At 42.0% G+C, this 11,666-nt stretch carries 13 protein-coding genes and 1 pseudogene; 5 read left to right on the top strand and 9 right to left on the bottom strand.

Going from position 1 to position 11,666, the window contains the following annotated elements; translation table 11 throughout:
• Nucleotides 1-190: 190 nt before the first annotated feature.
• The 3 genes from RMX69_RS29090 to RMX69_RS29080 are packed head-to-tail and all read right to left on the bottom strand — an operon-like array spanning nucleotide 191 to nucleotide 1,885.
• Nucleotides 191-580 (bottom strand): tautomerase family protein, encoded by a 390-nt coding sequence (locus RMX69_RS29090; RefSeq protein WP_322639507.1) that lies wholly within the window; start codon nucleotides 578-580, stop codon nucleotides 191-193.
• 28 nt (nucleotides 581-608) lie between these two features.
• Nucleotides 609-1,250 (bottom strand): hypothetical protein, encoded by a 642-nt coding sequence (locus RMX69_RS29085; RefSeq protein ID WP_322639506.1) that lies wholly within the window; start codon nucleotides 1,248-1,250, stop codon nucleotides 609-611.
• Nucleotides 1,251-1,252: 2 nt separating this feature from the next.
• Nucleotides 1,253-1,885: a ParA family protein gene (locus tag RMX69_RS29080; protein ID WP_181930437.1), complete on the bottom strand. Its 633-nt coding sequence runs from the start codon at nucleotides 1,883-1,885 to the stop codon at nucleotides 1,253-1,255.
• Between the two features lie 221 nt (nucleotides 1,886-2,106).
• Here RMX69_RS29080 and RMX69_RS29075 point away from each other — a divergent pair, with 221 nt between their 5' ends.
• Together RMX69_RS29075 and RMX69_RS29070 are read left to right on the top strand one after the other, a co-directional pair.
• On the top strand, nucleotides 2,107-3,489 hold the full coding sequence (locus RMX69_RS29075) for a cytochrome P450 (protein WP_322639505.1): 1,383 nt from the start codon (nucleotides 2,107-2,109) through the stop codon (nucleotides 3,487-3,489).
• 36 nt (nucleotides 3,490-3,525) lie between these two features.
• Nucleotides 3,526-3,906: pseudogene (locus tag RMX69_RS29070) on the top strand (tetratricopeptide repeat protein); the annotation flags it as partial.
• A 44-nt stretch (nucleotides 3,907-3,950) separates the two neighbouring features.
• Here the strand turns inward: RMX69_RS29070 and RMX69_RS29065 are convergent.
• From RMX69_RS29065 to RMX69_RS29045, 5 genes are all read right to left on the bottom strand, one after another.
• Entirely contained in the window at nucleotides 3,951-4,163 is a 213-nt protein-coding gene (locus tag RMX69_RS29065) for a hypothetical protein (RefSeq protein ID WP_322639504.1), read from the bottom strand.
• Nucleotides 4,164-4,320: 157 nt separating this feature from the next.
• Nucleotides 4,321-4,710, bottom strand: a complete 390-nt coding sequence (locus tag RMX69_RS29060) for a type II toxin-antitoxin system VapC family toxin (protein ID WP_322639503.1) — start codon at nucleotides 4,708-4,710, stop codon at nucleotides 4,321-4,323.
• Nucleotides 4,697-4,942, bottom strand: coding sequence for an AbrB/MazE/SpoVT family DNA-binding domain-containing protein (locus RMX69_RS29055; protein WP_322639502.1), 246 nt, complete (start codon nucleotides 4,940-4,942; stop codon nucleotides 4,697-4,699). Before RMX69_RS29055 ends, RMX69_RS29060 begins: the two co-directional genes overlap by 14 nt.
• A 122-nt stretch (nucleotides 4,943-5,064) precedes the next feature.
• A complete protein-coding gene (locus RMX69_RS29050) occupies nucleotides 5,065-5,493 on the bottom strand; it encodes a hypothetical protein (RefSeq protein WP_322639501.1) in 429 nt (142 codons plus the stop codon).
• Nucleotides 5,494-5,531: 38 nt separating this feature from the next.
• The gene (locus tag RMX69_RS29045; RefSeq protein ID WP_322639500.1) at nucleotides 5,532-7,340 is read right to left on the bottom strand and encodes an ABC transporter ATP-binding protein; all 1,809 of its coding nucleotides are present in this window, start codon (nucleotides 7,338-7,340) and stop codon (nucleotides 5,532-5,534) included.
• A gap of 343 nt (nucleotides 7,341-7,683) precedes the next feature.
• Between RMX69_RS29045 and RMX69_RS29040 the strand changes: the two genes are divergently transcribed.
• From RMX69_RS29040 to RMX69_RS29030, 3 genes are all read left to right on the top strand, one after another.
• Nucleotides 7,684-8,532 (top strand): prohibitin family protein, encoded by an 849-nt coding sequence (locus tag RMX69_RS29040; RefSeq protein ID WP_289795914.1) that lies wholly within the window; start codon nucleotides 7,684-7,686, stop codon nucleotides 8,530-8,532.
• Nucleotides 8,533-8,878: 346 nt separating this feature from the next.
• Nucleotides 8,879-9,295, top strand: a complete 417-nt coding sequence (locus RMX69_RS29035) for a DUF1824 family protein (protein WP_292774499.1) — start codon at nucleotides 8,879-8,881, stop codon at nucleotides 9,293-9,295.
• A gap of 71 nt (nucleotides 9,296-9,366) precedes the next feature.
• Nucleotides 9,367-11,295: an ABC-F family ATP-binding cassette domain-containing protein gene (locus RMX69_RS29030; RefSeq protein WP_322639499.1), complete on the top strand. Its 1,929-nt coding sequence runs from the start codon at nucleotides 9,367-9,369 to the stop codon at nucleotides 11,293-11,295.
• Between the two features lie 33 nt (nucleotides 11,296-11,328).
• On the opposite strand, the gene RMX69_RS29025 is transcribed toward RMX69_RS29030, so the two are convergent.
• The gene (locus tag RMX69_RS29025) at nucleotides 11,329-11,472 is read right to left on the bottom strand and encodes a hypothetical protein (protein ID WP_322639498.1); all 144 of its coding nucleotides are present in this window, start codon (nucleotides 11,470-11,472) and stop codon (nucleotides 11,329-11,331) included.
• Nucleotides 11,473-11,666 lie beyond the last annotated feature (194 nt).

The raw sequence follows: 11,666 nt of genomic DNA, 5'->3' as shown, positions 1-11,666 counted from the left end.
TTACTCATTACTCATTACTCATTACTCATTACTCATTACTCATTACTCATTACTTCTCCTCTGCTCCATCAAACGCCTTGAGCTTGTGAGAAATGCGGGTTTATTACTTAGTAGGTAGACATGATAATCTTATCTGAGTAAATCAGATTAGGGTGGGCATTACAATGCATACCTTACAAGCTCAAAAGATTTACACTTGCACTTGGTAATTTAAGTTTAATTCATCTCCTGTTGTTCCCCGGATACCCCAGTTGTGTTTCGGGGTTTCTGTAATCGTGATTTCTATATCTATAGGTGCAATTGCAACTTGTTCAGATAAGCCAGAAAACAACAACCTAATTAATTTCTTTTTCGTTTCAATAGTGCGTCCCTCAAACATACTAATCTCAATGATGATGTATTTCTCTGAACGTCCTAAAGGGTAGATGAAATCATCGGGTTCGAGAGGGAAGAACCGATGGGTACGTTTGTCTTGAGGATATGCTAAAGCTTCAACAACACAAGAATGAATTGTGTCAGAAATGGCACTGCGAAAATGACGGATAAATGAAGCAGTGCCATAGATTTTGATTTGTACCATTAACCTTTAACTGACTGATGAACTAACTCTAGTCAAGTAACCACATCTCATTAGAACTATCGGGATACTCATTTGGTTGATTTTGAGGTTGATTTTGAGCGAGTGTTTCCGATGACCGATGTGATTTTTTGTAGTTAAGCGGATTGTAGTGGTCTTTTACTGGTTTTATCGCGCTAGTTTCTTTGACAACAAGTTTAGATTTCTCTTCTACTTTTTGTACTGCTTTTTGTTCTGCTTCTTTTTTGAAAACGTTAATTTCTTCTATCAGCTGGGAATTGGCCTCTGCAAGTTGCAGTGCTGCTTTTTTGGTTTCGTCAAGTTCTTTGGTTAGTTGTTCTAGTAATGATTTTTGTTCTGATACAAAGGTTTTTTGTTTAGATAATTTTGATTGCAAATCAGTAATTTCTTGTCCAAGAGACGCTTCTTTTTTGTGGCTTGTTTCTAAATTACTTGTCAACTCTTTGACAGTTGCTTCTAGATCAGCCTTAGTAGGACTTGTACGCTTAGTAGAAGCTGGTTCAAGTGGTTGTCCTAACGATTCCTCATCAGATGCAGCTTGTTCTTCGACAACTTTTTCTGCTGTAACTTCGATCGCAGATTCACCTTCTGGGGGTGTAAATTTTTGCGCCTCTTCTTGTAGTAAGTCAGAGAGACTTTGTTTCCTAGCCATTATTATTTTCTCCAATCACGCTGTAATTCATCAGCTGCACGGCGGTAGTCTAATTCCGCCTCCCGTGCGTTTCCTCCTCGCCATTGAGTAATCGCTACACCTTCAAGTGCTGCTCGTTCATGAGCTTTATAGGCACGGATGAAGGTATTACAAGTAGGAATACCTAAGCGAGTCAGAGTGTTTTTTGCTTCTTGTGCTTCCCCCAGACTGCGCGTATCGACTTTGGTGAGCAATACCCGATGGGGGGTTCCCAAGGGGATGACGGCTTCCTTGACTGTTTCCACGAGGATTGCTAAATCCATTGCAGATGGGGGTGTCGGCAAAACTAGATAATCTGCGATCGCAACTACCGCCACTAATGCTTCAGAGCGCAGGGCGGGAGGTGTATCCACCACTACTAAATCGTAACCTGTTATTTTTCCTAAATCACTTAAAAGTGCGGGATCGGTTTCTTGAGATAAATCAAATCCCATTCCCTGCTGACTGCGCCCAAACCACCAACTGGCAGAACCTTGAATATCTGCGTCAATCAGCAGCACCTTTTTTTTCTTCGCAAAGTTTGCAGCCAGATTGACTGCGGTAGTCGTTTTACCGACTCCTCCTTTACCGTTGAGAATAGCGATGATTTTTGGCACTGCTTACTTCCGATGCTGCCTTTTGTTAGCGGTAGCGGGGCGTTTAGCCCGTGCTGGGTTAGGAGTTAGGAGTTAGGAGTTATTATTCTCTTTCTTGTCCAGCTTGTCTTCTTAGTCCCCAGTCTGTAGTCCTCAATCATGAATATACCGCTTTCTGTAACCCTAAGTAACATGAAAAGTCGTAACAATAAAATTCAGAAGCCATTAACTCCACAAATTCTATGACAACTAATTACAATTTGCCTGATGGGCCTCAAATGCCACGCTGGCTGAGGATGATCAAGTTTATTAGTCAGCCAGTGAAATATGTGGATGATTTTGCCCAAACCTACGGTGACACTTTCACGATCAGGAGTAATCGCTCGGATAACCATCTAGTATATTTTAGTCAACCCCAAGCACTTGAGCAGATTTTTACTGCTGATTCTAGGCATTTTGAGGTTGGCAGGGGGAACATAGGGCTAAAATTTTTACTTGGCGATCGCTCCTTCATGTTATCAGATGGCGATCGCCACCAGAGGCAACGGCAATTATTAGCTCCTCCCTTTCATGGCGAAAGAATGCGCGCTTACGGGGAGGAAATTCGGGAAATAACCCGACAGGTGACTCATGAATGGCAAATTGGTAAACCTTTTAAAATCCGTGAGTCGATGCAAGAAATTACCTTGCGTGTTATTCTGCGGGTTGTATTTGGTTTGAATGATGGAGAACTGTTTGAGGAACTGAGGCGATCGCTAAGTGACTTATTAGACTTCATCACTTCGCCTGTAATGTCCAGCGCCTTCTTTTTCCAGTTCATGCAAAAAGATTTCGGTGCATGGAGTCCGTGGGGTTGGGTTCTGCAACAACGGCAAAAAATTGATGGACTGATTTATGCTTTGCTTCGAGAACGTCGGGCTGAACCCGATCAAAATCGCCAAGATATCCTAAGTTTGATGATGGCAGCTCGTTACGACGATGGTCAAGGGATGTCAGATGAAGAATTACACGACGAGTTAATGACACTGCTAGTTGCGGGACATGAAACCACCGCTTCAGCATTGACATGGGCTTTTTACTGGATTGATCGTTTACCAGAGGTGCGTGAGAAGTTGTTACAGGAACTCAACACCATTGGAGTTAACCACGATTTGAGTAGTGTAGGTAAATTACCCTATTTGACAGCAGTTTGCCAAGAGACATTGCGACTTTACCCAATTGTCATGACTGCTTTCCCCCGGATTGTGAAAACCCCAATTACAATTATGGGCTACGAACTGCGAGAGGGAACGGTAATAATCCCCAGCATTTATTTAGCGCATCATCGGGAAGAAGTTTACCCACAATCCAAGCAGTTCAAACCAGAACGCTTTTTAGAAAGACAATATTCACCTTATGAATATTTACCCTTTGGTGGCGGTAATCGTCGCTGTATTGGAATGGCATTTGCCCAGTATGAAATGAAAATTGTCTTGGCAACTGTTTTGTCAGAATTTCAAGTTTCGCTAGTGAATAAACGTCCCGTGCGTCCTGTGCGCCGTGGGTTAACTTTAGCTGCACCAGCTGGAATGAGGATGGTTGCAACACCTCAAGTTAATCGTGCAAATACACCAGCGTTAGTTTAAATAAGTAGGGTGGGCATTTTAATCCCACCCTACTATGGGGTATACAGCGAAGCTGAACCCCTTTACATTCAAGCTTTGGCACTCAGGCGCAAGCTGCTGGGTGAAGAACATCCTGATGTCGCACAAAGCTTCAACAACCTAGCGGCACTCTACGACTCCCAAGGCAGATACAGCGAAGCTGAACTCCTTTATATCCAAGCTTTAGCACTCAAGCGTCAACTGCTGGGTGAAGAACATCTATCTGTCGCCTCTAGCCTCAACAACCTGGCGTTACTCTACAACTCGCAAGGTAGATACAGCGAAGCGGAACTTTTGTACATACAAGCATTAGATATTTTTGAGCGTCGGTTAGGCGCAAATCATCCTAATACTGGTGCTGTGCGTCAAAGTTTAGCAGATTTGCGCGATTTTATTTAATCACAATAGCAAAATTCAAGTTCCCAACCTCATCAATCAAGCTTTTATCTCAAAGTTTCCTGTTCTGAACTCGAAGTTTCATGTTTCAGACAAGAACGTTTCTGTTCCAAGTGAGAACGTTCCTGTTTGATACGAGAACATTCCTGTTCCAAATGAGAACGTTCCTGTTTCAAACGAGAATATTCTTGTTCCAAGTGAGAATGTTCTTGTTCCAAATGAGAACGTTTTTGTTTGAAGTGAGAACGTTCTTGTTCCAAACGAGAATATTCTTGTTTTGAGGTGGAATTATGGTGTTATCAGGGCGTAGGCGTAGCCCGTCAAAGACATCGCTCTTATTTAGATTGTAAACCGAGAAGCGATCGCCTTTGATAGTTGAGAGATAATTGCGATCGCTCGCCGATTACAAAATAAGCATTATTCAAGTAAATTAAATCCCTGTTCGCTTCTTAACTTTCTGTCAAAAGTTACTGTTGAACTACAACCATTATGTTGAGCGATTGCGCCAATTAAATAGTCGGATAAATCTGCCTTCCCCTGCTTAAATCGCTGTAATGCTTGATAAACTAAAGAGCGATTTTCTAACTCAAACACTGAACATTGCAACATTAACTCTATAGTGTTGCTAATTTCTTCCTTACTAAATTGATATGGCTTTCCCCGTAAAACCCAAACCAACTCACAAAGAACTATATTTGCTACAAAACATTGCTCTCCTGCTTCGATGATTTCAGCAGCTTGTTTCCACTGCTTTTCATCATCTTTTGTGAGGTAGCGCACTAAAATATTCGTATCAACTCCAATCACTTGCGCCTTCTTGGATTGCTGCTTCCATTTCTTCTAAAGTTGCACTTTTCATCGCCGGACGATGTAAAATGCCGGACAAGGTTTGAACAGGAACATTGAGTGGAATTAGTTTAACTGTCCCATTTTCATCAATGACAAAATCAACCTTACTACCTGTATCAAGATTAAGATAATCCCGAATTTCTTTAGGAATAATTACTTCTCCTTTGGTGGTGATGGTGACGCTAGCCATTACGTTTTCTGATATAAATTATTTACTTAAATATAACGTTTCTTGGCAGATCAACACTGCAAGCGGTATAAATAGAGTCTTTTCTCCGCGTTCCTCTGCGCTTCCCTCCGCGTCCCTTTGCGTTAAAAAACAATCTCCTCCCTCATTCTCTCCTCCAGCACATCCAATAACCCATCCACATCCTTACCAGCTTGCTCAAAACAAATCGGTGGTGCTGGTTCCGGTGCAAACTGAATTAACTTAATTTCCCCCTTCCCAATCCCAATCATCACAACTTCCACATCCGGCTTGTAATTCTCAACAATTCCCAAAATTTCCTGAAGCCGATTCTCAACTCTAATATTTAAATTCTCTATCTGTTCTTTCGGACAATAAACAAAATGCGGTGTTGGCTGCAAATCAATACCAACAGTACCCTGACTGTCACCATTTGCTAACCACAATCCCCAAAACAGCGCCGCCAATTCCTGCTGATTTGCTTTGACAAACTTATCCAACTGGCGACGCCACTTAGTATCACCTGATTCTGGTTGACTATTACCAAAAAACATAAATCATTCGTAATGAAGACACAGACAATAGGCGAAACTTATCTCAAACCTGACTGTACACGCCAGAGGCCGGAATAAATCCCGTCTTTCTCTAGCAATTGTTCATGGGTTCCCGATTCTACTAATTTCCCATGTTCCATGACATAAATGCAATCAGCATTGCGGATAGTGGAAAGACGATGAGCGATCGCAATTGTAGTTCTATCTACTGTAATCCGTTCTAGCGATCGCTGGATTGCCGCTTCTGTTTCATTATCCACTGCCGAGGTAGCTTCGTCTAAAATCAGAATTGGGGGATTCTTTAAGACTGCACGGGCGATCGCAATCCGTTGTCTTTGTCCACCAGATAACTTTTGTCCTCTTTCCCCGACAATTGTCTCATAACCTTGGGGCAATTCAACAATAAATTCGTGCGCCTCGGCTATCTTCGCCGCCGTGATGATTTCTTGCTCTGTAGTCTCAAAGCTACCATAGGCAATATTCTCCGCTACAGTGCCATGAAATAGAAACACATCTTGGCTCACCAAACCGATGCAGCGCCGTAAATCTTTTAAATTCAAAGTTTGCAAGTCAATCCCATCCACGGTAATGTTTCCAGCTTGCACCTCATACAACCGTAACAAGAGTTTGACTAAAGTGCTTTTACCAGAACCGGTAGAACCGACAATTGCAATGGTTTTCCCCGCCGGAATATCCAAAGACAGATTTTTAATCACTGGAAATCTATCTTTATAGGCAAAATAAACATTGTTAAATTGCACTTCCCCGCGCACTTCATTCACAGGTAACGCCACATCACCTGTATGAATAGCGATAGGAGTATCCAATAAATTCATGACTCGATTAGTAGAAGCCATTGCCCTTTGATATTGGTCAAAAGTTTCCCCTAATCTAGTTAAAGGCCACAGCAATCGCTGAATTAAAAACACCAATACGCTGTAAGTACCTACAGACATTGCTCCAGAAACCGCTGCCATTCCGCCATATAAAAGTAATGCTGTAAAACCCACCAAAATTAGCATCCGAATTAACGGCACAAAAGCAGCAGAAAGAGTAATTGCCTTCTTATTACTGTGGCGATAAGCATCACTATCTAATTCCAAACGATAGGCTTCATAAGCTTCAGATGTGAAGCTTTTAATAGTAGTAATTCCGCTGATATTGTTTGACAACCGCGAATTGAGAAAACCTACCTTTTCCCGGACATCAGCATAGCGAGGTGCAAGCAGACGTTGGTAAGCAAAAGAACCCCAGAGAATGAATGGCATCGGAGACAAAGCCATCCACGCTACACTAGGAGCCAGAATAAAGAAAGCAGCGCCAATAATTAGAACAGTTGCAGAAACTTGGATGATATCATTTGCTCCCCCATCCAAAAACCGCTCTAATTGGTTAATATCATCACTGAGGATAGACATTAAACCGCCAGTGCTGCGTTCTTCAAAATAAGCCAATTCCAACTCTTGCAAATGTTTGTATGCATCCAAACGCAAGTCATGCTGAATATTCTGAGCCAAATTTCGCCAAAGTCGAGCGTAGGCATATTCAAAAACCGATTCAAGTATCCAAATGACCACAGTCAGGAAGGAAATAATCAAAAATTGTTGAAAGACATCCCGCACCCCTAACTGTGCAATTATGGAATCCTGTTGCTTAACTACCACATCCACCGCCACGCCAATTAAGCCGGGTGGTGCCAAGTCGAAAAATTTATTGAGGGTAGAATAAGTAGTCGCCAGCCAAATTTGTTTACGATACTGGTGTCCATACTCAAGCAAACGCTGGAGAGGATGCGTTGAATGTTTACGCCTTCTTGATGCCCGATGAGATTTTAATGCAGTAGCCACGGCTTTTTGCGGTTTCGTGTCACTGATATTACCACGGAACAAAGTTTTGAGTCCTAAGTCCTGAGTCTGAAGATTGATTCAGGCAGACTAGTGAGAAACTAGTAACTGAGTTTATTCAAGGACTGGGGAGCAGCACTTCGGCTCCTTTCGACTTCGCTCAAGGCAAGTCGCTCAGTGACCGAGGAGATCGGGAGCAGCACTTCTCTGCGAGACGCTGCGCGAACGGCTCCTTTCGACTTCGCTCAAGGCAAGTCGCTCAGTGACCGAGGAGATGGGGGAGAATAACAAATAACAAAACAAATAACAAATGACCAATGACTAACTAAATATTGGAGAGAATAATTTGAAAAATCAGCAATTTGGTAATTGGCAAACCACAGTTTTGGGAATTGTGTTAGCAATACTAGTGATTATTGGGCTAAATTCCTTTATCATTATTAACCCAGGACAAGCAGGAGTAATCAGCATCTTGGGTAAAGCCAGAGATGGGGCTTTATTGGAAGGTATTCATTTAAAACCGCCTTTTATCACTGTGATAGATGTGTATGATTTAACGGTGCAAAAATTTGAAGTGCCAGCAGAGAGTTCTACCAAAGATTTGCAAAACTTATCTGCGAGATTTGCAATTAACTTTCGCCTCGATCCGATAAAGGTAGTTGAAGTTAGAAGAAAACAAGGAACATTAGCTAATATTGTATCAAAAATCATTGCCCCTCAGACACAAGAAGCATTTAAAATTGCCGCAGCTAGAAGAACAGTCGAAGAAGCGATTACCAAACGAAGTGAGTTAAAAGAAGACTTCGATAATGCGTTAGGCGATCGCTTAGACAAATATGGGATAATTGTATTAGATACTAGTGTAGTTGATTTAGCATTCTCACCAGAATTTGCCAGAGCAGTTGAAGAAAAGCAAATTGCTGAACAACGGGCGCAAAGAGCCGTTTACGTAGCACGAGAAGCTGAACAAGAAGCACAAGCAGACATTAATCGTGCCAAAGGTAGGGCAGAAGCTCAAAGACTCTTAGCAGAGACACTCAAAGCCCAAGGAGGACAGTTAGTTCTGCAAAAAGAAGCCATTGAAGCTTGGAAGACTGGCGGCGCTCAGATGCCCAAAGTCTTGGTTATGGGTAATGACTCAAAAAATGGCGTACCCTTTATATTCAACCTTGGGAATGTCCAAAATCAACCGTAAAAGGGAAGTGGGCATGAGATAACAAGGTCTAAAATTATGGAGTTTGCTCTGACTTCAGACAAATTCAACAATACATTGGACTATTCCCAATTCAAAACCTAAAATCCAAAATGGTATAAGTTGGGCTAGTAAAGGCTGGTGTAAAGAAACTTCCTATTTCATTACACCTAAAAAGCCCGAAATTAAAGCATGAGTGACTTTTGACCCTTCGACTCCTTTCGACTGCGCTACCTCGGCTTTGCTCGGCACAAGTCAAGGCAAGTCGCTCAGGGTCAAACTTCCGCCTTGCGGTACTAGTCCCAACTCAAACACCACAGAAAAACCAACCAGATAATAGTCGAAGTTTATGTCAACCCCCAATCCTCAGAATCTCACCGCCGAAGAAGCGAAAAAATTACTGAACAAATTCAACTGTCTAGACATTGCTCCTATCCTCAACTCATCAGAAAAAGTAGTAATTCGTAATGCCTTAATTTTGCTCACCAAGCTTACTGATTACCAAATATTAGGAATTTGTGCTGATACAGCAGAAGAAGGAATATTGGCGATGAAAACCTATTCTCTGGCTTTGGGTTATGAACCGCCAAACAATTTACTTACACCCGAAGGCCCAGTTTATATCAAATTAAATGGCAAAAACGGCTTGTGTTATCTTGATTCCTATGATGGACATCATCGTGGTGTATTAGTATCTTGCCAGTCTTATGACGAAGATGGAATCAACGAAATGTATGGACATCTTCCCTTGGACTTATTTGTATAGAATGACGCAATGTAGGTAAGGTATTTGCCTTACCTACTCACTAACGAAAAATAATTAATGACTTCAATCTTATGAGTATTATTACACTACAATCAGTAACAAAAGACTTTGGTATCAAGGAAATTTTAAAAGATGCGAGTTTTAGCCTTGATGCTACCGATAAAGTTGGATTAATTGGTACTAACGGTTCAGGTAAATCAACTCTATTAAAAATGATCGCTGGGTTAGAATCCATTGATAGCGGTCAAATTTTAATTAACTCCGGTTCTAAAATCATCTACTTACCGCAGCAGCCAGATTTAGATGAAAATCACACAGTTTTAGAGCAAGTTTTCGCTGATAGTGGCGAACACATGGCTTTAGTACGCGAGTATGAAGAACTTTCTGATAAATTGGTTCACTATCCAGATGATAGTCAACTGATGTCTCGCCTTTCTGCGGTGATGCAACGGATGGATACGAGTGGTGCTTGGGAATTAGAAACAAATGCCAAAATCATCCTGACAAAATTAGGAATTTCTGATTTTGATGCCAAGATAAGTACTTTATCTGGAGGTTATCGCAAGCGCATTGCTTTAGCATCAGCTTTGCTATCAGAACCAGATGCTTTGCTCATGGATGAGCCAACAAACCATCTTGATGCTCTTTCTGTGGAATGGTTACAAAGTTATTTAAATCGCTATCGCGGCGCATTGTTTTTGATCACTCACGATCGCTACTTTCTAGATCGCGTTACCAACCGGATTATTGAAATCGACCGAGGCGACATTTACACCTATACAGGTAACTACTCATATTACCTCGAAAAGAAAGCTTTAGCTGAAGAATCTGCCGTCAGCAGTCAACGTAAACACCAAGGCTTGTTGCGGCGCGAGTTGGAATGGCTCAAAAAAGGGCCGAAAGCCAGAAGTACCAAGCAAAAAGCGAGAATTGACCGCGCTCACGCTCTGCGGGATACTGAATTTAAACAAGTTCAGGGTAAAGTTGATATTTCGACAGTTGGTCGTCGCATTGGGAAAAAAGTTATTGAATTAGATAACGTTTCTAAGGCATACAATGGACGCACTCTGATTAATAATTTCACTTACGAATTTAGTCCAGAAGATCGCATCGGCATTATTGGCGCTAATGGTGCAGGTAAATCGACTTTAATGGATATCATTACTGGACGGGTTAAGCCAGATTCCGGCATTGCAGAAATTGGTACTACAGTTCACATCGGTTATTTTGACCAGCATTCGGAAGAATTGCTCACAGCATTAAACGAAAGTCAGCGCGTGATTGACTATATCAAAGAAGAAGGAGAATTTGTAAAAATTACCGATGGAACTCAAATTAGTGCTTCGCAAATGTTAGAGCGGTTTTTGTTTCCTGGTAATCAGCAGTATGCCCCAATTAGTAAACTTTCGGGTGGGGAAAAACGCCGTTTATTTCTGTTGCGGGTTTTGATGGGTGCGCCCAATGTCTTAATTTTAGATGAACCGACAAATGATTTAGATGTTCAGACCTTGGCAGTATTAGAGGATTATTTAGAAGACTTTGCCGGGTGTGTAATTGTAGTTTCTCACGATCGCTACTTTTTAGATCGCACCATTGACACAGTATTTTCCTTTGAAGAAGGCGGTAATCTGCGACAATATCCAGGTAATTACTCGATTTATCTGGACTATAAGAAGGCTGAAGAGGCGCAGCAACAAGCTGCGAACGCTAAGGAGAAGCCAAAAAATGTTGAAACCCAAAATGGTGCGGCTTCAGCCAAGGATGGAGAGAATACCAAGCGGCGGAGATTATCCAATTGGGAGAAAAAAGAATTTGAGCAGCTAGAAGGTAAAATTGCCGAGTTAGAGGCTGAGAAAGAAGAAACCGAGAAAACACTAGCGAATGTCTCACCGGGTAATTATAGCCAAGTGCAGAAATTGTATGATCATGTAGAAAAGCTCAAGCACGCGATCGATGTGGCGACTGAACGGTGGTTAGAATTGGCAGAAATGGAGTCTTAATTAGTAGTGGCGTATCTAGCCTTAAATAGTGCATTAGAAAAACTCTTGTGGGATGGGTGTCTCACCCGTCCGGGGCGGACAAGATGACGCTGCCTCTTCTGCTGCAATGTCAGCGTCAATTTGGTCGCGGTTAGCATGATAATAAGCTAAAGCTGCATAAACCTGCGCTAAGGTCAAATGACTAAGAAGCAGGTTCGCAACTTATGGGAGCAGGTTCGCAACTTGTGGGAGTAGGTTCGCAACTTGTGGGAGTAGGTTCGCAACTTATGGGAGCAGGTTCGCAACTTATGGGAGCAGGTTCGCAACTTATGGGAGCAGGTTCGCAACTTATGGGAGCAGGTTCGCAACTTATGGGAGCAGGTTCGCAACTT

The organism is Nostoc sp. EspVER01, assembly GCF_034530635.1.
Taxonomy (GTDB): domain Bacteria; phylum Cyanobacteriota; class Cyanobacteriia; order Cyanobacteriales; family Nostocaceae; genus Nostoc.
Note: the sequence above shows the minus strand (reverse complement) of the source record. Positions and strands in the feature narration are given on the sequence as shown.